A 25780-nucleotide genomic window follows, 5' to 3' on the forward strand; every position below is an offset into this window, starting at 1 on the left:
ATCGCGCCATTAGGGTGGGCAATGCCCCACCAACTAGGTTTAGAATATTTTATGTTCGAGAATTATCTGTACCTATTTAACTATCTACCGATTGAATATTAATGATTAAATAGACGGATTACATTTGTTTAGATGGAGGTTTTACAGTGTCAGATTTACTAGCAGGACAAGTGGCGATCGTGACAGGCGCATCGAGAGGAATCGGTCGCGCGATCGCGATACAATTAGCGCAAGTTGGCGCGAAAGTCGCCGTAAATTATGCTAGCTCTAGCGGTGCTGCCGATGAATTGGTCGCTCAAATTATTGGTAATGGTGGTGAGGCAATAGCTGTTGGTGCGGATGTTTCTAAACCAGAGCAAGTTGAGGCACTAGTCAGCACGGTAATGGATAAATGGGGACGAATTGACGTCCTCGTCAATAATGCGGGGATTACACGCGATACTCTGCTATTGCGGATGAAGCTAGAAGATTGGCAAGCAGTCATCGATACTAACCTCACAGGCGTGTTTTCTTGCACCCGCGCGGTAAGTAAAATAATGCTCAAACAAAAGTCAGGCAGAATTATTAATATCGCTTCAGTAGCCGGACAAATGGGCAATCCTGGGCAAGCAAACTATAGCGCGGCTAAAGCTGGCGTCATCGGCTTTACCAAGACGGTAGCCAAGGAATTATCCACGCGAGGAATCACTGTCAATGCCGTAGCACCAGGGTTTATAGCTACCGACATGACTAACGATCTCAAAGCCGAAGGGATTTTGCAATTCATTCCCCTTGGTAGATACGGACAACCCGAAGAAGTCGCAGGGATGGTGAGATTTTTGGCAGCAGATCCGGCGGCAGCATATATTACAGGTCAAACATTCAATGTCGATGGTGGGATGGTAATGGCGTAGCCAGCACTCCGCGCTCCCACATTGGGAGCGTCTTTTACCTAGATAAACGGGAATGCCACTTTCAAGCAGCGCACTCGCTTGGCAGTGGCTCTATTTAATAGCTCGGTGGTTCCCAGCAATTTACAATTAAACTCTCCGACGGTTAGATCGGCGATCGGATAACCATTTATACAGGATATTGTATATTAATTGCACCCACCAACTTAACCAGTGTATTTGAATCGTCTCCACCTCCGGCATTTTCGTAATTATCGGGAACAGGAAATCATTTTTTCTGCGCCCAAAACTATCTTATTAGGAGATAATGCTCAAGGGAAATCGAATCTCTTAGAGGCTGTAGAATTATTATCGACACTCAAAAGTCATCGCGTATCTTGCGATCGAGATTTAGTATTAGCAGGGGAATCTGAGAGCAAAATTACCGCCCAATTAACGCGCAAACATGGCTCGATCGATTTGGCTTTATTATTGCGAGATAAAGGTAGGCGCACTGCGACAGTCAATCGCGAAAATCTCAAGCGACAATTAGACTTTTTGGGTGTCTTAAACGCAGTCGAATTTTCGGCATTAGATTTAGATTTAGTTCGGGGCAATCCCGAAACTCGCCGACATTGGATCGATTCCTTACTATTTCAGATCGAACCAGTATACGCCCATATTTTACATGAATATCAGCGGATCTTAAAACAACGAAATAGTTTGCTTAAACAGGCAGAACATCGTAGCCTCGATCCAGCAGAATTAGAATCTTGGAATCATCAATTAATTATTACGGGTACTAAAGTTATCCGCCGCCGGATGCGGATTATCGACAGGTTAGCCCCAATTGCAAGAACCTGGCATACTAAAATTAGTAAAAATACCGAGATTTTGACAATTACTTATGCCCCCAATGTCGCGGCGATCGAAAACACACCCGAAGCAATTTATCAAGGATTTCTCGATCGATTAGCCCTCCGTAGTATTGCCGAACAAAGTTTGGGTAATACTTTAGTCGGCCCGCATCGAGATGAAATAGAATTAACTATTAATGATACCCCTGCCAAAGCTTATGGCTCGCAAGGGCAGCAACGGACGCTAGTTTTAGCCCTCAAATTAGCCGAACTAGAACTAATAGAACAAATTGTCGGCGAACCGCCATTACTACTCCTCGATGATGTTTTGGCAGAACTCGATCTGACTCGTCAAAATCAACTTTTGAGTGTCATCGAAGATCGCTTTCAAACTTTAATTACAACTACCCATCTAGGTGCCTTCGATGCCAAATGGTTGGACTCATCACAGATTTTGCAGGTTCGTTCGGGTGAGATTTTTCAGGCTTGAAATGTGGATAGAGCGTAGAGTATACGAGACAGAAGTTCGCGTAACTCCTGTTTAGGTGGCAGATAGCTTAGTATCTGGGTAAGTCACAAGGTACTAAAATTCCCTCCTCGTCAAATCTTTTTTTTACTGCTTCTTGGATTTCAAAATAAACATCCTCATAGTCGGCTGCTTGTACCCAAGGACGAACCGCGAAGCGAATGCCGAGGCTACCCCAATCCAAAACGCCAACTAATGTCTTCGGCTCTGTCAAAATTCGCCGATCTCGTTCGACAACATCCCAGATAATTTGCTTGACTCGATCGATATCATTTTCATAGCCAGTCCCAAATACCAGATCGATCCGGCGGTGGGGTTGTGCGGAATGATTGGTAAGACAATCATCGAATAACTTTCGGTTGGGTGCGACGATCGTGCGATTATCTGGTGTTATTAGAGTTGTATTGAGTGGATGAATTCGGGTAACAGTACCACCGATATTCAAACATTCGATATAGTCGCCAACTTTAAATGGTCTGAGGACGATAATTAAAATCCCAGCAGCGAAGTTTGATAACGAACCTTGCAATGCTAACCCGATCGCGACCCCAATCGAACCTAAAATTGCAATAAACGATGCAGTCTGTACGCCTAATTGACCCATCGCCACAATTACCGTCATCGCTACTACCGCAATATAAACCAAATTGCTGGCAAACGATCCTAGTGTGGCATCGATTCTGGCTTTTTGCAGCGAGTTACCAACCAGCGTTTGGAGAAACCGAGCGAGCTGAATCCCGATGAGCACGAGCATAAAAGCAGAGATCGCTTTAACACCAAAATCGGCAATCCAAATCTGGATTTTAGCTAAAAGTTCTGTCTTATTGTCCATAGAAGATTCCATCCAAGGGCAGAGGGCAGATATGTCTACTCTACCCCATTGAAGGTGACTCGATCGACACTATTAGCTAAAAAACGAGTCTCAGCATGGACTTGAAGATGATAGTGAGAGCTGCGCTTAAATAATCGAACGAGCATCCACGAGATTCCATGTAACAATAGATCGGGTTGTTGCGCTAATTTTTCTTACTTTGCAATAATTATTCTCAAACTGAGTGCGACACTCTCTCGATCGCACCACTACTTATTAAAATCTTTTGCAGGAATAACGTAAATCTTGACAACATTTTCTGTCAGAATATTAATAAGCTGCGGATCGTCAGGTGATAGTTTGACGATCGTTTTTTCCCCATCCTTTGCCTGTACTAATGCTTGAGTTCGATCGTTACTAATGCTGATTTTTTCGATTTTTTTCTGTTTTACCTTGGCGATAAACTCAGGATATGTCAATGTATTTGCTACCGAGTCAGATTTTTCAAAAAATGTAGTCACACAAGCAGATGTGCCGATCGCGATCGTCCAAATCGATACCCATTGCAGATAAGATCTAATGTTTAGGTTTCGGTTCGCTCTATCCAAGTTTTTTTCTGAATGCATGTTGTTAGGTTAATGCCAAGTAAACTCCGATTGTAGTATCTTAACTCGATCGAATGGATATCGAACATCTCTTTTACCACTGCCACCGCGAGTGAGATCGGTGTGCTGTGGATGGGGGCGGCAGCACCTAATTTTCGAGACACTAAACTTTAGGCAAAATCTAACATCTGCCCCGTATATTTAGGAAACACCTGCTGTAATTTACTTTCCTCTACTCTCAATCTCCGAGCTATCACCGTGCTCAATACATCGCGAAAATCTGTCGTCACGGCTAAATCTCGCCCTTGGTAAAGTTGCGCCGACCCCAACCCAGCCCACTTGCCATACACCTTCCCGCCGCGAATGCCGCCACCGAGCAGCCACATCACGTTCCCATGCCCGTGATCTGTCCCACCGTTGCCATTTTCTCTCACCGTGCGCCCAAATTCGGACATCACCACGATCGTGGTATGTTGATATGCTGCTCCCAATCCTTCCTGAAGTGCGACGATACCCTTGCCTAATCGCTCTAGATTGCGGGATAAATAGCCTTGGCTGGCACCTTGATTGATGTGAGTATCCCAACCGCCAACTGCCAGAAACGCTACCTGAATGCGCGAATCTCGTGCCATCAGCCGCGCCAATCTCTGCGCATCGCTAGGGAAACCGTTAGGCAATGTCGCACCATTATTTGCCATCTGCATCTCGGCTTGGAGATCTTTGAGCAGTTCGGTACGGGCAACTCTGCCCTCGCGATACGTGCGGCTGAGGGCGTCGTTATTACCATACAATCGATCGAATGCTGTGGCGACTTGGGGTTTATCGATTTGCATTCGACTACCCGCACTGCGCCCTGCGGCAAGATTGGCTACGGCTCTTTTGCCAATGAGGATGCGGGGTGTAGTCGCGCCGACGCTGACTGCTTGGATCGGATTTTTATCAGACATTACACCCAGGAGTCGATTCATCCAACCATCGCGGGTAGATTTGATACCCGGAGTGCCGCTTTCGAGATAGTCTTGGGCGTCAAAATGCGATCGCGTCTCGTCTTTGGAGCCGCACGCATGAACGAAGGCGAGGCTTTTTTGCTGCCAAAGTGGGAGCAAAGGGGCAAGAGCAGGGTGCAAGCCGAATTGCCCGTCGAGATCGAGTGCGCCGTTAGTTTGTCCTGGTTGGGGAATGGCAATTCGCGGTCGATCGGTATAATATGTGGGTTCGCGATAGGGCACGACGACGCTCAATCCATCGATGGCACCTCTAAGGAAGACGACAATCAATCGCTGTGGATTGGGATTTGTGGCAGCAGTACTTCTTGCCGCCCAACCATGAGTGCCGATACTAATTAGAGATGAAGCCGAACATAAACTAGAGCGAACGATAAATTGACGACGATTCATAAGTTTGGGCGGTTAATAATCTGCTCGCATGTCTGATATAGTTTAGACTGCTGCTCGATCGAAAAGGTTCGCAACTTTATCGACACTTGTATGCTTATCGTCGAAATTAATAACTTAGATCGACCATCTTGTTACTTTTTCATAAATTCAGGACTACCGAGGATTAATGCTGCACGAATTTCTGGACTGCTGGTAGCAATCGCTTGTTGAGTGCGAGTAGAAAAGTTATTACCTAAAGTAGCTGCTAATTTCAGCGGATCGATCGCGAATATTTGGCTAGTTGGTAAAGTATTAGCGGCAGTAGTTGTCGATGCCGAAATTGGGAGTTTGCCATTAGCCAAATTCGTCGCATAATTAATCCGCCGCGTCATACTATCGGGATTCAACCAGGCTTCTTGAGTATTCTTATAACCATTTGGTGTCGGACAACCATAGATGGGCATTCCTTGTTGCTTGAGGAAGTCATTTAATGGTTTGACATTATTTAACTCTACACCAGTCGATCGAATGGAGGAGATGGCATATTGATAGGGCGTTTTAAATTTGGTGCCATAGTATTTGCTATTCCAAAACTCAGGACTCTGGAATAGGGTATTCAATACTAATTTAATATCGCCATCGGTAGCTAGAAAGCGTTTGGCTAGTCGATCGACTAAACTTTTGGGTGGATTGTCATTGACAAAATATTGAGCCAGTTTAAAGCCAATCTGACGGGCAGTACTGGGATGTCGGGAGAGAATATCTAGAGCCTGTTCGCCTTCTTCTATACCGCTGCCGACGATTTGGCGATCGAGAAATACTTTATTACTAAAATCATGTCGATCGCGATTAAATTGAAAACTATAACCATCGGGAATCTTTTGTCCTGGCTGCTTGAATCCCCAACCTGTAAAAATCTTAGCTAATGTAACAACATCTGCTTGTTTGTAGCCGCCATCGACGCCTAATGTATGGAGTTCCATTAGTTCGCGTGCATAGTTCTCATTTAAGCCGCGATTGGGACCTTTTTTATTAGTATTCGGCGCGCTATTTCGCCAATTATCTAAATAAAATAATATCGCTGGATGTCGAGCCGTCGCACCCAATAAGTCTCTAAACTTACCAAAAGCATAAGGACGAATGGCTTGTCGTTCGTATGCACCTACCCACAGTCTATCTATCCCTTTATCTGCATAAACATTGAAATGATTGTACCAAAAGTCCACCATCACTTCTTGAAGTTGTCGTTCGCTGTAGATCGATCGCCAAAGCCTAGCTTCGATCGCCTGGTTAGTGACTTGTCTAGCTTGTTGCTGCTGAATCTTTTTGACTTCTAATACTGGTTTTTGGCCATCTACTTGGCGATTGGGATTATACCGCTGAAATAACTCTGTTGGTGTGAGATCGATCGTATCTAACTTAGCCAATCGTTCTACTAAACTTGGCGATTCAGCGATCGTATCGGGATTGAGTTGTTGCTGGATATATTTATCGACTCCCAGCTTTTGAACACGATCGATATCGTCTGGACGAATCCCCAGTGTCAGCCGATTTAAAAGATGAATAACTTTGGGGTTGACAGGTGCAGCTTGCGCAACATTTGCCAAGCCCACCCAAATGCAGCTAGTAATAATGAGTAGGTATTTGCGAGTATTCACGGTTATCAATGATCGATTATTAATTAATTTAACTGTCTTCAGGTTCGTTATCGGCAAAAATATTTACATCTAGATCGGGACTTTCTACATTAGCATCTGGGCTAAAGATCGAGTCGCGAGCGTGAGCTTCTAGAAAAAGATTGAGTTGCTGTATTTCAGCCATACTCGGTTCGGGTGGACTAATTATCTGTTGGATCGATACACCAACAATACCAGTCGCAATAATTCCAATTCCTCCAGCAATATATCGCCACCAAGATCTAGTAACAAATTGTTGTCTTGTTACTATGGGTAATCGATCGATTTCTGACATCAGTCGATCTTCTAATTCGGGTGAAGATGGTGGTGATATCGATCGATTTTGTCGTAAGAAGTTAGTTAATTGAGGATCTTCATCTGGTAAGTTATTCATCATCTGTTTGCCTTTGTTATATTACTATCCCTCGATCGAGATCGATCTGAGTGGTGATTAAATCTGAACTCCCGATTCTTCGAGAAATTTTCGCATTCCACTGCGGGCGTGAAACAATCGCGATTTGACAGTACCGACGGGAATTTCGAGAATTTCAGCTACTTCTTTTTGGGGGAGTTCTTCGAGATCGTGTAATACCAAAACCGCTCGATGTTCCTCACTCAAACAACTCAATCCTTTGCGTACCAAATCTCGATAGTGGAGCTGCATAATATCGGGATCGTCATGTTGAGTAGCGACACTTTGCGCGATCGCGTGCAGTCGCGATCGATCTTGTGCTAAAGTTTGACGACGCTCGGAAGCCACATTCCAGGCAATTCGATACAACCAAGTCGAAAATTGCGAACTTTGGCGAAATTTTGGCAATCCTTTCCACGCACGTAAAAATACTTCTTGTGTCAAGTCATCCAACATGGTGAGATCGCAAAGCTGATAGAGAATTTGGCGCACGCGTTGTTGATGGCGACGATACAACAGCCGAAAGCTCTGACGATCTCCCTCGACACAACGTTTGACTAACAAATCGTCAGCTACCAATTCAGCCCGCTCTTCCACTCTCAGCACCACCTCGCATTCCCGATACATCGAGCCATACATCATCCTCTCGTACTCCGTTCTACATTAGCTTAGACCGGAGATCGATCTAAAAGGTTCAAGCATCATCAAAATTAGATTAGCGGCTGTCTTTAGCTTTGTTAATTTTATTATTGACTTCCCGATCTACTCAATTTGTAAAATAGTATGCTCGATTTATGATGAATGATTCAGAGACGTTATTTAGAGATGTTAGACGTCAAATTTTAGAGCTAAAGTCTATTCATACTGAAGCAGCCTTGCGTGAAATAGATGTGACTATCGATCGAGTCATAGAAAACATTCAAATTAATGGCTAAATAAAACGCTCTACTACAAGTATTGTCGGACACAAGCAATGCAGTGGTGCGATCTTTCTACATACCCATCCATTCAAAGCTGTTCGTAGCTAACTATTTCGATCGCCGATCTGGCCTATATTTAGAGCTAAATAGCAATACAGGATACAAAATCAACATGGAACTGCCAGAGATCGTCAGCCACTTATTTGCCGCCAAGAAAGCCAAAGGGTTGAGTTTTGCCGACTTGGAAAAGATCTTAAACCGCGATGAGGTCTGGATTGCGGCGGCATTTTATCGACAAGCCGCGATGTCTGAAGAGGAAGCTAAATTATTGGTTGAAGCTCTAGGGATAGCTCCAATTTATATCGATACGCTGACTGATTATCCTACCAAAGGTTTAGGCCCTGTAGTGCCTACAGATCCGTTTGTCTACCGTTTTTATGAGATTATGCAGGTATACGGATTCCCGCTCAAAAGCGTGATCCAGGAGAAGTTTGGCGATGGGATTATGAGCGCGATCGATTTTACGATGGATGTGGAAAAAGAAGTCGATCCTAAAGGCGATCGAGTTAAGCTCACTATGTCTGGTAAATTTCTACCTTATAAAAAGTGGTAGTAATGTGTAAAAATCGGTAGCTGTGAACCCTTTTCATCCCAGGTAAATAAAACCCGTGACTGCACCAGAATCGCCCACTCCACAACGGACTCCATTGTACGATCGCGCGATCGCCCTGAACGCGAGAATGACAGCTTTTTCTGGCTGGGAAATGCCCGTCCAGTTTAGCGGGATTACCCCCGAACACGAGGCAATTCGCGATCGAGTGGGGATGTTTGATATTTCGCACATGGGTAAGTTTAGCTTGCAGGGTGAAAATGCGATCGAACAACTGCAAACTTTGGTACCTTCGGATCTGAGCCGTCTGAAGCCAGGGCAAGCGCAGTATACGGTGCTGTTAAATGCTCAAGCCGGAATAATCGACGATATTATCGTCTATCAAGAGGGCGCAGGAACTGTCACGCTAATCGTCAATGCGGGGACGAAAGATAAGGACAAAGACTGGTTGCTGAGTCATTTAGACCTCACTACGGTGACGTTTGAGGATTTGTCTGCCAAACAAGCTCTGATCGCTGTCCAAGGGCCAGAAACCGTCCGTCATCTCCAGCCGTTCGTCGATATCGATCTCTCGCAGTTGACGAATTTCGGTCATTCCAGAGCTTTAATTTTTAAAAACCCCGCATTTATCGCTCGCACTGGCTACACTGGCGAGGATGGTTTTGAAATTATGGTCGATCCCGAAATTGGCGTCCAACTTTGGGACGAGTTGTTAGCGGCAGGGGTCGTTCCGTGTGGCTTGGGGGCACGAGATACCCTGCGATTGGAAGCGGCGATGTGTTTGTACGGTCAAGAGATCGATGACACGACCACACCTTTAGAAGCAGGACTGGGATGGTTGGTACATCTGGATACCAAAGGTAATTTTATCGGGCGCGATGTTTTGGAACGGCAAAAGAGCAAAGGAGTCAGTCGCAAATTAGTCGGGCTAAATATGCAAGGACGGTTTATCGCTCGGCACGATTATCCGATCGCGATCGATGGCGAACGAGTAGGTATCGTCACTAGCGGCACCATGTCACCCACCCTCGGACAAGCCATCGCGCTAGCCTATGTACCGACTGAATTTGCCAAGTTAGGGCAAGTTATAGAAGTCGAAATACGCGGCAAACTGCACCCAGCGACGGTGGTCAAAAAACCATTTTATCGATCGGCCAATCGCGTATAAATCTAGCCTAAAACATAAAGCCTAAAGCCTAAAGCCTAAAGCCTAAAGCCTAAAACCTAAAACCTAAAACCTAAAACCTAAAACCTAAAACCTAAAACCTAAAACCTAACCTAAAGCCTAAAACCTAAAGCCTAAAGCCTAAAACCTAAAACCTAAAGCCTGTTGTCAGTATGGCAATCTAGTGGCGTTGGCGTAGCATCTGGTGAGAGAATCGCACACCACTAGCGATAACTTCTTCTGGAGAGCGGGAATGCTCTAAGAATCTTAATTATCTCGATCGAATGTAGCTTTTCCTGACCAAATGGGGATTTATAACTATAAGCACAAATTCGATCGCAGTGGTTATGACCGATTTCCCAGACTTCTCCCCCCAAGGCTATCGAGTAATTCGCGAACTCGGGCGAAATGCGGCTGGCGGTCGAGTCGTCTACCTGTGCGAAACTATAGCTGAACCCATCGAACGGGTGGTCATCAAACAATTTCAATTTGCCAGAGGTTCGGGTTGGTCGCAGTTTAAAGAAATCGAACGGGAAATGCAAGTGCTCAAAGACTTAGAGCATCCTGGCATCCCTTGCTATCTCGGCTCGATTCAAACCGATGATGGTTATTCGATCGTGCAAGAATTCAAAGATGCTCAGGCTCTGTCAATCCCGCGTAGTTTCGATCCCGACCAAATCAAGCAAATTGTAGTATCCATATTAGAAATTCTTGTTTATCTCCAGGACCGAATTCCGGTGGTGATTCACCGCGATATTAAGCCGGAAAATGTGCTGGTAGATGCGGATTTGAATGTCTATTTAATCGATTTTGGCTTTGCCCGGATTGGCGGTGGCGAAGTCGCCATGAGTAGCGTCGCTGCGGGGACATTTGGCTTTATGGCTCCCGAACAGCTCTACAACAAGGGGCTGACCGCAGCGACGGATCTTTATGGTTTGGGGGCGATGTCGATCGCGCTGTTGACTCAGACCAAATCGACTCGCATGGACGCGCTCATCGATGAAGATGGCAAAATTACGTTTCAACATCTGACGCCAAAACTCAGTATCCGGTTTATGGAGTGGCTGGAAACCATTGTCGCACCGCGACTGAGCGATCGCTATCCTAATGCTGAAGCCGCTCTGACGGCTCTCAAGCCCATTTATGTCGTGCGCTATCCCTCAGTCGAATTTAGCAATACTATTCTGCAATTTGCCGCCACTAGGTTAGGTGAAAAAATTACGAAAACGATAACTGTCACCAATTCTACTGCCGATACGCTCCTTGAAGGTACTTGGTCGATCGAGCCACACCCACACGATCCACCCAATGCTCGCGATCGCCATCATAAGTGGATTTCGTTCTCATCTAGAGAAGTCAAAGGCAATCGAGTTGACTGTGAAATTACTGTCGATACTAGCAATTTGATTTCTCAAGCAGTGGGAAGTCGATCGATCGTCTTGCGGAGTAATGCGGTACCAGATAACCATTCAATCCTCCTCGAAATTAAGACGGCACCGTTACCAGTTCGACTCAGAAAATTGCCTGCTGAGGCAATAATTTTATTTTTACTGTTTACTTTTGGATGCGGGCGGAGTATCGATTGGAATGTTTGGTATGGAGCTGGTATTGGTGTTTCGCTAGGCTTTTTAGTTGCGGTATGTTTGGCAGCTTTTTGGTTTTTCGTACCTGCCGATCGATTACTCGCACCGCTGTATTTATACACCAATATCCGCCAAGATTTATTAGTATTACTTAATAGCACTCCGCTTGCTGTTCGAAAAGCTTTGCTAAAAATAGAAGCAAATTTTGTAAAGATTGTCGAGCGATGCATTAAAAATTCTCTAAAGATTCAATCTGCTTATACCAAGATCGAAAACAGAATTTATACTGGAGCAATTATTGGGTGTTTATTTGGTATTTGGCATGGAAATCTAGCCACAGGAATCATTAGCGGCACGATCGGGAGTACGATTGGTATCTTCGTTCACAATCGCAGCCTACCTAAATACAATCGAGAATCGCACATTCCTAATTATGCTTTCATTGGCGCGATCGCTAGCGGCTGGATTAGTTCCTACCTGATGAACTTGATTTATCAGATTAGCATTCAATCCAGTGTAGGAACTTTAATTGGCATTATTGTAGGCGCACAGGCTGGGACGATCGCGACTCTACTCGATCGACACTACGATCGGTTACCAAAAGACATCAGATATTCTCACATATTCCTGTTTATCATGTTTGAATCAACTGCGATATTTGGAGTCAATTTAGGAGCTTCTTGGGGACGAGTTTCTAATATTTATGTGATTTCAGCTATCTTAGGTGCAAGTAGTATACTATTTTACATGCTATTTTATTTACCTTCACAATACAACAAAAAAATTGCTACTTATCGGCAAAAAGAAAAGCATTTGATGAAACTATAATTATCGATCGCTCTACTTATTTAAGCTCGGTTCGAGCCGATCGATGCCAGAGGTATTGTAGCCAACATCAGAAAGATCGGCACGATCGTGCTTTGAGAGTCGAACTAATCTCGATCGTATGTAGCTTTTCCTGACCAACTGGGGATTTATAACCATAGGCACAAATTTTATTACCGTGGTTATGAGCGATTTTCCAGACTTCTCACCCCAAGGCTATCGAGTAATTCGCGAACTCGGACGAAATGCGGCTGGCGGACGAGTCGTCTACCTGTGCGAAACTAGCGATGAACCGACAAAACAGGTAGTCATCAAACAATTTCAATTTGCACGGGGTTCGGGTTGGTCGCAATTTAAAGAAATCGAACGGGAAATGCAAGTGCTCAAAGATCTAGAGCATCCCGGTATTCCCCGCTATCTCGGCTCGATTCAAACCGACGATGGTTATTCGATCGTCCAAGAATTTAAAGATGCTCAGGCTTTGTCGATCCCGCGTAGTTTCGATCCCGACCAAATCAAGCAAATTGCGGTAGCTGGATTAGAAATCCTCGTTTATCTTCAAGAGCGACTACCTGTGGTGATTCACCGCGACATTAAGCCAGAAAATGTCTTGGTCGATGCAGATCTCAATGTGTACCTAATTGACTTTGGTTTTGCCCGCATTGGTGGTGGCGAAGTTGCCATGAGTAGCGTTGCGGCGGGGACATTTGGCTTTATGGCTCCCGAACAGATGTATAACAAGGGACTGACTGCCGCGACAGATCTTTACGGTTTGGGGGCGATGCTGATTGCCCTGTTAACTCAAACCAAATCCACCCGCATGGACGCGCTCATCGATGAAGATGGCAAAATTACCTTTCAACATCTGACACCAAAACTGAGTATCAGGTTTATGGAGTGGTTAGAAACCATGGTCGCACCGCGACTGAGCGATCGCTACCCCGATGCTCAAGCGGCTCTGACGGCTCTAAAACCGATTTATGTAGTCAGGTATCCTTCTGTCGCATTCAGTCAGCCTAGCCTGCAATTTGCTGCCACTAGATTAGGTGAAAAAATTACGCAAACGCTCGTTGTTACTAATACTACCGCCGATACATTACTCGAAGGTACCTGGTCGATCGAGCCTCATCCCCACGATCCACCCAATGCCACCGATCGCAATCATAAGTGGATTTCGTTCTCGTCTAGGGAAGTCAAAGGTAACGAAGTACAATGCGATATTACCGTCGATACTAGCAAATTAATCGCTCAAGCCCGTGGCACTCGATCGATTATCTTGCGGAGTAATGCAGTACCAGAGACACACTCGATTCCACTCGAAGTAACGACGGCGTTGCTGCCCTTCCAAGCTAAACAATTGCCATCTGAAGCAATGATTTTATTCTTCATATTTGCGATCTTCTGTGGGAGTAGTTTGAAGGTCAGTGGTGCCTGGGAACGAGCGGGAAACGCGATCGCTGTTGGATTTGTGATGTCTGGAATTACCATGTTTTTAGCAAGTGGCTCTCAATATCATTCTTCGGGTACTAAAATTCGGACTTGGACTGGTGCTGCTTTTGGCGGGCTTTCTGGTTTTCTGGTGACTGGAAACTTGGCGGGAGCTATTGCTGGAGGTTCTTTTGGGGGATTTGCCGGATTTATCGCTGGGGGGATTAATATGGCTGGATCTATGGAAGGAGTCAAGATCGGTCTTCAGCCAATCTTCGGCGCGATCGTGGCTAGTGTTATTAGTTTTATAACAGGGGAACTTGCTACGGCTGGCGCGGGAGCCGGAATCATTGTGGGAGCTGTCCTCGGTCTGCAAGCTGGGATCTTAGGGTATCTGTACGATCTCGATTATGCCCCACTCCCCGAAGCCAGAAAATATCGTCGCGGCTTTATTTTTATCGTACTAGAACTGATTGCACTGTTGGGGATTAACTTGAGTGTTTGGATCGGCAGACCCAATTTATATGTGACGATCGTCTCGTTGGTATCGGCGGCAGGGTTAGCTTATCTATTGTTCTATCTACCCTCGCAGCGATTTAAACAGATCGCTGCTTACCGTCAGCGGGAGAAGCATTTGATTAAGCTATAATTATCACTTCTATTTAATGATTCTAAAACCCTCATAAAATGCTTAAAATTTAGTATCCTCTAGCCCTAGCTCTCATGGCTAAATTTTACGATCGACTCGAGCCGCAATTGTGTAAATTTATTGCCGAACAAAAGCTGTTTTTTACTGCCACAGCTCCAGATAACGGACGCATCAATCTATCGCCCAAAGGAATTGATTCGTTTCGGTGTTTGGATTTCGATCGAGTGGCTTACTTGGATTTGACGGGAAGTGGCAATGAGACAGCCGCGCATCTGCACCAAAATGGGCGGATGACAATTATGTTTTGCAGCTTTACTGCTAAGCCCTTAATTCTTCGACTGTATGGCAAGGGCGAAGTCATCAGTCCCGATACCGAGCGGTGGCACGATTTAATCGATCGATTTGCCGATCTTCCTGGCAAACGGCAGCTCATTTTGCTCAAGATCGAATCAGCACAGACATCTTGTGGTTATGGCGTGCCGATTTACGAGCTTCAGGAAGAACGATCGACTTTAACCAATTGGGCGATCGACAAAGGTGCCGAGGGAGTCAGAGCATATCAACTCCAAAAAAATCACACTAGTATCGATGGATTGCCAACTCATCTAACATGAGAATAATCGGCGAAACTGAGGCGAGTAAAGTTTCAGTCTCGAATACATCTTTTGGCGAACAATTTTTAGCAATTCATTGTCTGTCGTCACAGGTAGCTCGCGATACTTTAGGCGGGTAAAGTATCGCCGTTAGCAAAATAGTATCGATCGACTACACCGTTGACTCTTAAAACCTAAAGCCCGATCGGGATTATCAGGATTTTTGGATTAGCAGGATCGGTCTGTTGACAAGCGGTCTAATCCTTTTCCTGCTAAAGCCTAAAGCCTAACAATGCTATAATCCATAGCAATAAATAAGTATAAATACTAAGCCCGTCTCGCCCGATCGATGGGTAGGAAACGAGCTTATTCAAAATCAGCTAATACATCCAAAATATATGCTCGGTAAGTATTCGCATTTAGGGATTTTCGGGAGCATCGCCGTCACCACGATCGTGGTAGTACCATTAGTTAGGGCGCAAGTTGCTACCCCCAAGCTCTATATCTCCTTCCCGCCCGCCAATTATCAAACCGCATCCGATCGGATCTTCTTGATCGGCAGCGCGCCTAGCGAAGGCAAGGTATCGGTAAATAATAAACTCGTTCCGCGCTCCCAAAAGGGGCACTTTGCTTCAGTCTTCAATCTTAAAGTCGGAAAAAATACCTTCGAGGTCGATTATAAAGGACAAACCAAAACAATCGTCGTGACTCGTGCTGGTGCCGAGAAAACTCCGCCGCCAAAAGACAATTTTGCACCCAATTCCTTAGAGCCGCAAGGCGATATGGCGCGGATGCCTGGAGAATTAGTCTGCTTTGGGGCAAATGCACCGACAAAAGCAAAAGTGCAGGTAAATGTTGCCGGACAAGATATCCCCTTAAAAGAACAAATTAATAGTGTCGAGCTACCCGATAATAAGGCTGCGCTAATCGATCGCAATCAACCGCAAGCGATGTATGGTGCGGGACAGTATTTGGGTTGTGCGATCGCTGCTGCTGCGGCAGATTTGGGCAATCCTACTTACAAATTAGAAGTAGGAAATCCCCCGACGACAGTCTCTCAATCCGCACCAGGTAAAATTCAGATTCTCTCACCAACTGATTTAGATATTGCCGAAGTTACAGTCGAGAATGGGATCGCACGCACGGGTCCGGGTTCGGATTTTAGTCGGCTGACGCCGCTCCCCAAGGGCACTCAGGCATCCATTACCGCTCGTCAGACGGGGAATAATAATGGCAAGCAAACGAACTGGGTCCGACTCGATTACGGTGGCTGGATTCTGGCAGAGCAAGTACGAATAACTAGCGGCGTTACGGTTCCGCCTAAAACGATCGTCAAGAGCTTAACCAGCAAAGAGCGCGACGGAGCTACCGATGTCACGATTCCGCTGCAAGTGCCAGTGCCAATTACCTTAGAGCAAGGGACGAATACACTGACGTTAACGCTCTACAACACCACCGCCCAAACCGATATCATCCGCTTTAACGATAACCCAACCGTTTCGCGCCTGGATTGGAAGCAACTCAGCCCTGGAGTCGTGCAATATGTCTTTAACCTCAAATCTAGACAACAGTGGGGTTACAAGCTCAGATATCAAGGTAGCAACCTCGTGTTATCTCTGCGACACCCACCCAAACTCGACAAGAGTAACCCGCTCAAACCCCTTGCAGGCACTAAAATTCTTTTAGATCCCGGTCATGGCGGTAAGGACCCTGGCGCAGTCGGGCCGAATGGCTATACCGAAAAAGAGGCCAATTTATATGCGTCCAAACTATTGGCAAACGAACTAGCCATGCGCGGTGCGGCAGTATATCTCTCGCGAGAATCCGATAAATTTATCGAACTGAGCGATCGTCAGGCAATCATCGATAATCTCGAACCGACTATCGCGCTATCGGTACATCATAACTCGCTCCCCGATGGCGGCAACCCAGACACCAAAGGCTTCTCTACATTCTGGTACCACGCTCAAGCCCAAAGCCTCGCCATGTATCTCCATAACTATGTAGTCAAAGATACGGGGCGTCCTTCCTATGGGGTATTTTGGGATAATCTCGCGCTAGCGCGTCCGGTATCTTCGCCATCGGTGCTACTAGAGTGGGGCTTTATGAGCAATCCTAGCGAGTTTGAATTGATTGCTACTCCTGAAGAACAACAAAAAATGGCCAAGTCGATCGCCGATGGCGTCACGCAGTGGATGCTCGCGGCTACCAAGTAACGTGAGTTGTGGATCGAGGATGGACGCTCGATAATTCATAGCTTCGTTTTTACACCATCCTCTGATGAATTTGCGGATGGAATCGCGCTGATGTGTGTATTGAGTGAAACACATGCATCAAGGTTTCTCCGCGTATTTTCACTTCGATCGTTAAAAGACCTGTTTGCTAACTGACATTTTTCGGATCGATCGAGCTGGCAAATCCTCCCGCCTAAAACCAAAAGCCTCAAACCTCAAACCTAGTTTGTATATTTCCCGTAACAACGATCGACAGTCGATCGCCTGGATATGCTACTTTGCTAAATAGTCGCCAACGACTGCTTTTACAAATATTTTTAATTGAACCTCATTCACCTTGCGGATATGACAGCTTTCTCTACTGACAATAAGATAACCAATGATGCTTTTCTGCCTCCTACCAATGCCAAAAGTCGGATCGTGCAGTTTATGCGGGACTTTCAAGATAGTGTCTGTCAGGGCTTAGAAGCGGTCGATGGCGGTGGTACATTTCAAGAAGAAAGCTGGGATCGTCCCGAAGGTGGTGGCGGTCGCTCGCGGGTGATGAAAGAAGGTAATGTTTTCGAGCAAGGTGGGGTAAATTTTTCGGAAGTTTGGGGCGACCATTTACCACCTTCAATTTTAAGTCAACGTCCCGATGCGGCTGGACATCGCTGGTTTGCGACGGGTACCTCAATGGTACTGCATCCACGCAATCCTTATATTCCGACAGTCCATCTCAATTATCGTTACTTTGAAGCTGGCCCCGTGTGGTGGTTTGGGGGTGGTTTGGATCTAACGCCTTACTATCCGTTTGCTGAGGATGCCAGTCACCTGCACAATACGCTCAAAGCCGCCTGCGACAAGCACAGCTCCGATTTATACCCGACTTTTAAATTATGGTGCGACGAGTACTTTTATCTGAAGCATCGGAATGAAACTCGCGGCGTGGGTGGGATTTTCTTCGACTATCAAGATGGGCAAGGAGCATTGTATCGCGGCCCCGACCCCCAAGGCCCTGCGGCGCAACATAGCGACTCGATCGGGATTCCCGCACCGCGTACTTGGGAAGAGTTATTTGCAATTTCTCAAGACTGCGCGAATAGCTTTTTACCAGCATACCTGCCAATCGTCGAACGCCGCCGGAACACTGAATATGGCGATCGCCAGCGGAATTTTCAGTTATATCGGCGCGGACGCTATGTAGAATTTAATCTCGTCTACGATCGCGGTACGATCTTTGGATTGCAAACCAATGGACGTACAGAATCGATTCTGATGTCTCTACCACCCCTCGTCCGTTGGGAATACGGCTACCAACCCGAACCAAATTCCCCCGAAGCCGAACTCTACGAAACCTTTCTCAAGCCTCAAGACTGGGCAAATTGGAAAGGATAAGAGATCTTCTAGAATTTTAGATAATATTCTGAAATCTAGCGGGTGGGCACTGCCCACCCCACATTTTTAATTACTAAAACCTAAAGCCTAAAGCTTAAAGCCTAGCCCCTAAAGCCTAACCCCTAACCTACTTGTCCATGCAAAATTGATAAAAAAGATCGGCATCTAAAAAAGGTTGTCGATCGGATAAGTTTTTGACCCAATTGTCATCAATCAATCTTTGTCCGAGCATGACTGCCTGTTGCCGATCGAGCGAGAGTCTGGCTGACATCCAGTCTACCGCTTCGCGACCGATAAAACATCGCAGATAGGGAAGTCTAAAACTTTGGGCGCGATTTTCGATCGTCACACCTTGTGGCGATCGCATTTCGTTAACTAGTTGAGAAAGATTTAAATATTTAACAATATCCCAAGCATCTTTGACGATTTTAAGTACGTAGCGATCTTCATACCAAATTGTCGCAACATCGCCATCTTCTACTAATAGACAAGCTACGGCTGGTTCTGGATCGAGATAGCTGCGACGCATTTCGGCGATCGCTAACTGACGTTGGTGGACGGGATAAATATTACCGCGCACGAATAGATTTCCCTGATAGCTGACCCCGCTGACAATTTCTGATGTAGTGCCAAACTGACGGACGAGTTGACAATAACTGACGTCCTGTGACTTGAGTAACATGCCACTTGATTGCCCAATGGGACTAAATTAAATTTATATATAACAGTCGATGCACGAGTAGCATTCACAGCGAAGGATTCGCTGCTACTGTGACATATCAATTAATATACCCATCTAGAATAGAGATATTAACTTGTCAACCATTTTGAATTGGGGTTTGCGGCTCTAGCACGCTTTTGTTTCCCGATGGTTTAGAGAGATAGCGACGCGTCAATACAAGATAAGACAAGGAATTGAAGATTGCGGAAGTCTTGTTATATATCGAAAAAAGATCTCGACCGAATCTCGATCGAGATCTTTTTATTAAATTTTACTACTATTCAAAAACAAGAGTTTAAAATTAGCTGAGTACGTAAAAAGGTAGATTATAGCTCTCTATCTTACTGCGATCTGCCAATACAGCGATGACTTGAATTAGTGAGTAAATACCAACCCGATCGACCTATAAATTGGCCACGGCTAGCGCACCTCAAACCCTATTGACAAAGGGATTGCTGCTGAGGGCTTCTATTTGAGAAAGATCTGAGCTAGGGTAGGTACGAGCGTCCATCTAGCGATTACAGTGAAAGTAATGCCGACACAAGTAGAAAAGAAGAAGCAAAAAACTGAAACAGTCGGAGCGACGAATTTAGACAGCCAAGAAATTACAAAGAAGTTTGGGCAATACTTTCAAGATATTAAAGATCCCAGAACCCAGAGGACGAGAGTACATCTACTCAAAGACATTATCACCATTGCCATCTTGGCAGTAATCGCAGGAGCAAAAGGATGGGAGGATATGGAAGAGTATGGTGTGAATAAGCAAGAGTGGTTAAGTACATTTCTAGAGCTACCAGGCGGAATCCCCAGCGCCGACACATTTAGAAGAGTATTTGAAAAAATCAATCCCAAAGAATTAGAGCAATGCTTTCGGCTGTGGGTGCAATCACTAATTGAGCAACTAGGAGTGGAAGTAGTCGCCATTGATGGTAAAACCAACAGAGGTTCATACGACAGGGCATCTGGGGTCAAAGCGTTGCACATGGTGAGTGCATGGGCGAGTGAGCATCGATTGGTCTTGGGACAAACAAAAGTCAGTGCTAAATCTAATGAAATCACAGCGATTCCCGCATTATTAGAATTGCTAGACATTCAAGGCTGTATCATCACTATCGATGCAATGGGCACGCAGAAATCGATGGCGACGAAGATTACTGGAGCAAATGCCGATTATGTGTTAAGCCTTAAGGATAATCATCCAACACTACACCAACAAGTCAAAAGCTGGTTTGAGACAGCACAATCACAGGGGTTTAAAGGCGTAGATGTCAGTATTAGTCAGCGGGTGGAGAAAGGACATCATCGGATTGAAAACCGGAAAGTTTACACTGTCCCTGTTTCACAACTACCATTGCTGTATCAACAAGACCAGTGGAGTGGACTGCAAACAGTTGTGATGGTTGTACGCAAGTCTCAGTATTGGAACAAGACCACTCATGAAGTCCAATTTTACCTAACCAGTCTTCTCAGCGATGCCAACCGGATTGGTAGTGCGATTCGCCAGCACTGGGGGATTGAGAATTCTGTCCATTGGACATTAGATGTCACCTTTGATGAGGACAAATCTCGCATTCGTTCTCTCCACGGTCCGCAGAATTTTGCCGTGTTACGTCGCCTTGCACTTAATGCCTTAGAACGTGAGACATCTTTTCGGCGTAGTATTCGTCAAAAGTCCCGGCGAACCGCGATGAATGACCGCTATATGCTTGCTGTCTTATCTGCGGCTGTTCCCACTTCCCATCCAAGCACATCCGCTTGTCAATAGGTTTTGAGATGCGCTAACCGTGATAAATTGGCACGAAAAGTATACTGATGAGATTGGATCGCTATAACGATCTTCTATGAGTAGCTAAGCTCAATAATCGATCGGTTAGTTGACTACTCGATCGAACTCGCGCTGAGCGAATGGCATCGATCTACGGAGATTATCCAATGCGTACTTAATATCTTCACCCGGATCTACTGCCACCCAACCATCTGTTGTCGAAACTCTAGCTTCAAAGTGCAAGTGTGGGCCAGTTGAGTTACCAGTGCTGCCAACACGACCGATGACGGTGCCTTGTTCGATTCTTTGTCCTGGTTGGACAAAAACTTCCGAAAGGTGGCCGTAAAGAGTCTGCTGAATGCCATTGTGTTGAATGACAACTGTTTTACCATAGCCGCCGAGCCAACCAGCAGAGACAATTACTCCCGATCCTGAAGCCACTACTGGCGTGCCCATTGGAGCACCGATGTCTACACCCGAATGGAAGCGACGACTCCCGGTTATGGGATGCGTGCGCCAACCAAAGCCCGAAGTAGTTGGAGCTGGACTGGTGAGTGGATAGATAAATTCTCCGCCAGCCAGATTCGATCGATCTTCGGTGAAAGTTGTAGTTGCTGCCTGGGCATTAGATCCAGCAGGACGAACGCTGGGGATTGCCGATACTGCTGGTACCACTTTAGTGCCAGTTAATTTGGGGAGTTGCGCTACAGGCAGAACTTCGATCCGTTGGTTGCGCGATGTGGGTACAGAAATAGCTGAGGAGTTGCTACTAGCAGCGTTCGATCTACCGCTGGTGACAGGCGGAGTCATCGGCTTGACGACTGTCGAGTAACGCTCCGCCGCAATCGTGCGTGGATTTTGAGTATAAGAATTAGCTTTTGATGCGCTGGCGGATGTAGAGTTGAGTGTAGGTAGCGCAGTGACTTCTGGAACTGTCTGATAACCCTGAGCAGACTGTGGGGAAATCGCTGGAGACTGGTTACTGACGATCGGTACGGAGCGAGCCATCGGCCACTGTGAAGGTTTGAGCAGCGGTTGGATCTGACTGCTGGTACTGGCAACTCTTTCTCTGGTGAGATTGGGAATCTTGTTGCTCAAGGGAGCTGGAACGGGAATCTCGATGGACGCGGTAGTGGCTGCTTGGGCTAATGCCGAACCATTGACGCCAACGGTGTAGTTATCTGCGGTGAGTAGATCGGTGTGCTTGGGACGGACGATCGTGCCAGTGGGGGAGATTGCTGCCGAACTAGGGGCGACAGCCACAGGGACTTCCCGATTTGGCAGTTGTGCTGGAGAGATCGGCTCTACTGAAGGCTTAGGAGCTGTCGGTAGGTCAGGGCCAAATATCTCTCGCTCTGCGGATTTTGGCGTGCCTGGGGCACTCGCTCTCGATGCTTGGATGAATGCTTGTGCTTCTGTTTGTGATGTAGATATTGGTTTTAGATCCGCCCAAACGATGCCAGTGCTACCGATAAAGCTGAGGCTGCCGAGCCAAGCCACAATCTTTAACAGTAGAGGATTTCGGAAGAAGATACTCAACCGAGGCTGTTTGCGTGAGTGATGCGATATTTTTTCTGCCTTGCTGGTCATAATTAATTTTTAATTCAACGCAGTCTTTGTTCAGAACTATTCATCCGCTTCAGCATCGCAAAATAGTTAAGTTTGCAGATGTCCAAAGTTACTAACCCTCGTAGCCCAAGGTAAAGGTACCAGGCGCAAAATAAGTTTCAATTACCTCTGTGGTATTTGCAAAACCGATTCGTAACTCTCCTTGTGGTGAGATTCCCAAAACGGTTCCTAACTTACCATTGACAATCGTCGAGCGTCCACGGGCATGAAGTAGTTCCAGATAGTCCAACAGTAAACTGTCGATCGTTGCTGGAGTGCAACGTTTGTACCCGCTTATAATTCCCCTAATAGTACAGCTTGTTAACATCTCGATCGAGAAATTTCGGTAATTTGGCCGATCGTCATTGTAGGTTACTAAATTTATAGCGTTCGATCCCACTGGGTTGGCATAATTAATTCCTACACCCACAATTGCTTGGTAGATTTTACCTTGTGATACCTTTGTCTGCGTTAAAATTCCTCCCAATTTTCGATCGGCTAACATCAGATCGTTAGGCCATTTGATAGAGACAGGTATATCCTTTAGTCTTAATTGATGCGCGATCCCCCAGACAATTCCAAGCGTTAATTGATGCACGTTTGTAGCTGGTAGATCTGGAGAAATTGCTAGGGATAGATACAATCCACCTAGCTCGGAGTCCCATTTTTTTCCTTGTTGTCCGCGTCCGGCTGTTTGGGTTTTGGCAATGACGATCGTGCCCGATTGCGCATTATCTCGATCGATTAGTTGCGACAACTTATCATTAGTTGAGGTGAGATTCTCAAAGATATGGAGATTGAACTCTAAATCTAAAGAGCGATCTTCGGCTAATATATCTAGTATTTTTTGACGATCCATTGATAGTTGATAGTTGATAGTTGATAGTTGATATGTACCTTATTTAATTTTGTCTTTTATCTTCAATTTCGACAATTTCGGTGTAGTCAAAATCGTTAGGACTATGCTGAATTAGGGGATAGCGATGGCGATCGATCTCTAGGTAGTCTTCGGGGGAATCTAATTTAGAAGTATAGTAAGTTAAAACATATTGCTTGCCAATTTTTGACTGCATTTCGGTTTCGACTTCATCGCGCCATTGAGTTTTGGTAACTAGAACGATTAGTTGGCTGGCTAGTTGGGGTAAGATCTGGGCAATTTGGCGACGCGAGATTCGATCGAGACTGCCAAACGGTGAATCCATAACGATTGGGAAGGTATTGCTTTGGGGGACGGTGAGTAATTTTTGTTCGCTCCATTCGCGCACGCGCTCAATAATCCCCCCAATAAATGAGAGACTGAGGATCTGATTTTCACCAGTAGAGGCGGCGACGATCGTTTCGACACCTCTAGTATTTTCGACTAACATTAATTCGTATTTTTCGGTAATTTTAGGTAGATATGGAGTGACCGAAATAGTTTGAAAAATTCTTTGGACTTGCCGTTCGAGTTCGACCCGAAATTGTTGCTCTTGGCGATCGCGCATGACGATTAATTCTTCAATTGCCGAGCGGGTGGCTTGGAGACGACGTTGAGCTAAACTTTGACGATCTTGGTTCGCTTGTTGTTTGGTAATTTGCTTGGCAAGCGATCGAACTTGGCCTTCGAGGTGAAAGATTTGTTGTTTATTTTGACCCTGAGTGAGGATGAGGTCGCGAACTTTGATTTCGATATCGTCGAGTCGCTTTTGCAGATTGCTAATTTCAAGATTAGTATCTTGACGCAGTTGGGTTTCGAGTCGATCGATCTGAATTTCTAATTGACTAATTTCTGACCTAGCAGTAGTGACAATTTGCTGTTGTAGATCGATCGCCTGCCAAAATTCATCACCTTGAGCTTGAAAATCTTCGACCTGGGTTATCAACCGCATCGTTGTCTCTTCAATGACAGCAATACTGGCACGAGACAGCCAAGTTTGCATCTGAATATATGCAGGAGTGTTAGGGCGTAATTCTGCGCCGCACAGACAATTTTGATGCTGAATCAGTCGAGCGATAAATTCTCGCGATATGCCTTGATTTAGTTCGCCGCGATCGCGTAATTCGGCGACGAGATGTTGAAACTTTAGCGTCAGGTTTGGTAGTAAAACGGTGTATGCTTGAGTAGAGATTAATTGCTTAATCGCTGACTGGGCTTGACGAAGTTGAGTTTGGTGGATCGCTTTATTACTTTCTAATTCTTGTCGTTGCTGTTGGATGGCAGTAGCGGCAGTGAGTTCGAGCAGATAGTTATTAATTTCGCGTTCGATCTCTTTGAAGTTAGCAATTTCGCGCTCGATCTCTGCTTGCCGAGACTCAATATTATCGATCTCTTGCTGGCATTGTTGTTGCGATTTGAGTAAATCTTTAGTTGCAGTATCGCCAATTTGAGCTAGTTCGGTTTCGAGCGTTTTTTTAGCTTCACCTAAATGCTTGATCGCTCGATTTAGGACTTCTACCCCCAGAAGAATTTTAGTAGCTTCAGCGATTTCGAGTCGTTTATCCTGACGGACGATTTGCTCGATCCGTTCGCCATCGAAAAAGAAGTACTGGTGGAGACTGGCGGGTAAGATTCTGCCAATGATTTCGTCTGGTGGTTGTTGGGGGTGCAGCCATTTACCATCGGCATCGCCGATATATAAGTAGAGTAATTCGTTGTTGACGATATTAACTGTGTCTGGCTGTTTGTAGGCGCGACACATCCGTTTGGCGCGGTAACGTTTGCCATCGTGTTCCCAGGCGACTTCCACCCACGTATCGACGGCGGTACCGATCTCAGCTTCGGCGATGGCTCGCTTATTGACTAGTTGCTGCGATTCGGCAAAGGCGGCGGTAAATTTTTCGTAGAGTACCCAGGTAAACGCATTGAGGAGGGTAGTTTTACCCGCACCATTATTGCCATGAATGATGGTAGTGTTGCGATCGTTGTCGTTAGCCAGACGCACTTCTGGCGTCTCACCATAAAATTGGCGGAAGTTACACAGCCGAATGGCAGTCAGTTTCATGTAACCACCTCTTTAATAATTTTGAGAATATCATCATTAATCGGCGAATTCTTTTTGCGATCGAGCCTGTCGCGTTCGAGCTGGAGAACGCGCTCGATAATCTGACGGACTTCAGGAGTAAGGTGTGGAGTCATTATGTAACGATAGGAATCTTGGAAAATACAGAAAATGTAGAAAAATTCTGTTCGA

Annotated in this window: 22 protein-coding genes; 11 read left to right on the forward strand and 11 right to left on the reverse strand. The window is 45.7% G+C overall.

The genetic code is table 11. The features are described from left to right. The first annotated feature begins 146 nt into the window (after positions 1–146). Together fabG and recF are read left to right on the forward strand one after the other, a co-directional pair. Positions 147–893: a 3-oxoacyl-[acyl-carrier-protein] reductase gene (fabG, locus tag CHA6605_RS22055; RefSeq protein ID WP_015161590.1), complete on the forward strand. Its 747-nt coding sequence runs from the start codon at positions 147–149 to the stop codon at positions 891–893. A gap of 210 nt (positions 894–1103) precedes the next feature. Continuing rightward, positions 1104–2216, forward strand: a complete 1113-nt coding sequence (gene recF / locus CHA6605_RS22060) for a DNA replication/repair protein RecF (RefSeq protein WP_015161591.1) — start codon at positions 1104–1106, stop codon at positions 2214–2216. A 67-nt stretch (positions 2217–2283) separates the two neighbouring features. Here recF and CHA6605_RS22065 read toward each other — a convergent pair whose 3' ends face one another. The 6 genes from CHA6605_RS22065 to CHA6605_RS22090 all read right to left on the reverse strand — a co-directional run bounded on the left by CHA6605_RS22065 (position 2284) and on the right by CHA6605_RS22090 (position 7774). After that, positions 2284–3084, reverse strand: a complete 801-nt coding sequence (locus CHA6605_RS22065; protein ID WP_015161592.1) for a mechanosensitive ion channel family protein — start codon at positions 3082–3084, stop codon at positions 2284–2286. A 248-nt stretch (positions 3085–3332) separates the two neighbouring features. Next, positions 3333–3689 (reverse strand): ATP-dependent metallopeptidase FtsH/Yme1/Tma family protein, encoded by a 357-nt coding sequence (locus tag CHA6605_RS22070; protein ID WP_015161594.1) that lies wholly within the window; start codon positions 3687–3689, stop codon positions 3333–3335. 149 nt (positions 3690–3838) lie between these two features. Next, positions 3839–5065, reverse strand: a complete 1227-nt coding sequence (locus CHA6605_RS22075) for a DUF1501 domain-containing protein (RefSeq protein ID WP_015161595.1) — start codon at positions 5063–5065, stop codon at positions 3839–3841. A 131-nt stretch (positions 5066–5196) separates the two neighbouring features. Continuing rightward, positions 5197–6702, reverse strand: a complete 1506-nt coding sequence (locus CHA6605_RS22080; RefSeq protein ID WP_015161596.1) for a DUF1800 domain-containing protein — start codon at positions 6700–6702, stop codon at positions 5197–5199. A 28-nt stretch (positions 6703–6730) separates the two neighbouring features. Then, positions 6731–7117: a hypothetical protein gene (locus CHA6605_RS22085; RefSeq protein ID WP_015161597.1), complete on the reverse strand. Its 387-nt coding sequence runs from the start codon at positions 7115–7117 to the stop codon at positions 6731–6733. Positions 7118–7171: 54 nt separating this feature from the next. After that, the gene (locus CHA6605_RS22090; RefSeq protein WP_015161598.1) at positions 7172–7774 is read right to left on the reverse strand and encodes a sigma-70 family RNA polymerase sigma factor; all 603 of its coding nucleotides are present in this window, start codon (positions 7772–7774) and stop codon (positions 7172–7174) included. 450 nt (positions 7775–8224) lie between these two features. Here CHA6605_RS22090 and cynS point away from each other — a divergent pair, with 450 nt between their 5' ends. The 8 genes from cynS to hemF all read left to right on the forward strand — a co-directional run bounded on the left by cynS (position 8225) and on the right by hemF (position 18516). After that, positions 8225–8665: a cyanase gene (gene cynS, locus CHA6605_RS22095; protein ID WP_015161600.1), complete on the forward strand. Its 441-nt coding sequence runs from the start codon at positions 8225–8227 to the stop codon at positions 8663–8665. Positions 8666–8720: 55 nt separating this feature from the next. After that, complete coding sequence (gcvT, locus tag CHA6605_RS22100; RefSeq protein WP_015161601.1) at positions 8721–9830, forward strand: glycine cleavage system aminomethyltransferase GcvT; 1110 nt, start codon at positions 8721–8723, stop codon at positions 9828–9830. Positions 9831–10174: 344 nt separating this feature from the next. Next, positions 10175–12238, forward strand: a complete 2064-nt coding sequence (locus tag CHA6605_RS35850; RefSeq protein WP_015161602.1) for a serine/threonine protein kinase — start codon at positions 10175–10177, stop codon at positions 12236–12238. A gap of 181 nt (positions 12239–12419) precedes the next feature. Then, positions 12420–14312, forward strand: coding sequence for a serine/threonine protein kinase (locus CHA6605_RS33150; protein ID WP_015161603.1), 1893 nt, complete (start codon positions 12420–12422; stop codon positions 14310–14312). A gap of 74 nt (positions 14313–14386) precedes the next feature. Beyond that, positions 14387–14926 (forward strand): pyridoxamine 5'-phosphate oxidase family protein, encoded by a 540-nt coding sequence (locus tag CHA6605_RS22115; protein ID WP_015161604.1) that lies wholly within the window; start codon positions 14387–14389, stop codon positions 14924–14926. Beyond that, the gene (locus tag CHA6605_RS36315) at positions 14923–15045 is read left to right on the forward strand and encodes a hypothetical protein (RefSeq protein WP_015161605.1); all 123 of its coding nucleotides are present in this window, start codon (positions 14923–14925) and stop codon (positions 15043–15045) included. Before CHA6605_RS22115 ends, CHA6605_RS36315 begins: the two co-directional genes overlap by 4 nt. Before the next feature lie 258 nt (positions 15046–15303). Continuing rightward, entirely contained in the window at positions 15304–17121 is a 1818-nt protein-coding gene (locus tag CHA6605_RS22120) for an N-acetylmuramoyl-L-alanine amidase (protein WP_015161606.1), read from the forward strand. A 363-nt stretch (positions 17122–17484) separates the two neighbouring features. Further along, positions 17485–18516, forward strand: coding sequence for an oxygen-dependent coproporphyrinogen oxidase (gene hemF / locus CHA6605_RS22125; protein ID WP_015161607.1), 1032 nt, complete (start codon positions 17485–17487; stop codon positions 18514–18516). A 127-nt stretch (positions 18517–18643) separates the two neighbouring features. On the opposite strand, the gene CHA6605_RS22130 is transcribed toward hemF, so the two are convergent. Then, positions 18644–19198, reverse strand: a complete 555-nt coding sequence (locus CHA6605_RS22130; RefSeq protein WP_015161608.1) for a DEP domain-containing protein — start codon at positions 19196–19198, stop codon at positions 18644–18646. Between the two features lie 571 nt (positions 19199–19769). On the opposite strand from CHA6605_RS22130, the gene CHA6605_RS22135 reads away from it, so the two are divergent. Next, positions 19770–21002: an ISAs1 family transposase gene (locus CHA6605_RS22135; protein WP_015159932.1), complete on the forward strand. Its 1233-nt coding sequence runs from the start codon at positions 19770–19772 to the stop codon at positions 21000–21002. 105 nt (positions 21003–21107) lie between these two features. Here the strand turns inward: CHA6605_RS22135 and CHA6605_RS35855 are convergent, their stop codons facing one another. The 4 genes from CHA6605_RS35855 to CHA6605_RS35205 all read right to left on the reverse strand — a co-directional run bounded on the left by CHA6605_RS35855 (position 21108) and on the right by CHA6605_RS35205 (position 25725). Further along, the gene (locus CHA6605_RS35855; protein ID WP_015161609.1) at positions 21108–22592 is read right to left on the reverse strand and encodes a M23 family metallopeptidase; all 1485 of its coding nucleotides are present in this window, start codon (positions 22590–22592) and stop codon (positions 21108–21110) included. Positions 22593–22683: 91 nt separating this feature from the next. After that, complete coding sequence (locus tag CHA6605_RS22145) at positions 22684–23469, reverse strand: biotin--[acetyl-CoA-carboxylase] ligase (protein WP_015161610.1); 786 nt, start codon at positions 23467–23469, stop codon at positions 22684–22686. Positions 23470–23512: 43 nt separating this feature from the next. Beyond that, the gene (locus CHA6605_RS22150; RefSeq protein WP_015161611.1) at positions 23513–25591 is read right to left on the reverse strand and encodes an AAA family ATPase; all 2079 of its coding nucleotides are present in this window, start codon (positions 25589–25591) and stop codon (positions 23513–23515) included. Further along, positions 25588–25725: a hypothetical protein gene (locus tag CHA6605_RS35205; protein ID WP_015161612.1), complete on the reverse strand. Its 138-nt coding sequence runs from the start codon at positions 25723–25725 to the stop codon at positions 25588–25590. Before CHA6605_RS35205 ends, CHA6605_RS22150 begins: the two co-directional genes overlap by 4 nt. Positions 25726–25780 lie beyond the last annotated feature (55 nt).

The organism is Chamaesiphon minutus PCC 6605 (assembly GCF_000317145.1).
GTDB classification, from domain to species: domain Bacteria; phylum Cyanobacteriota; class Cyanobacteriia; order Cyanobacteriales; family Chamaesiphonaceae; genus Chamaesiphon; species Chamaesiphon minutus.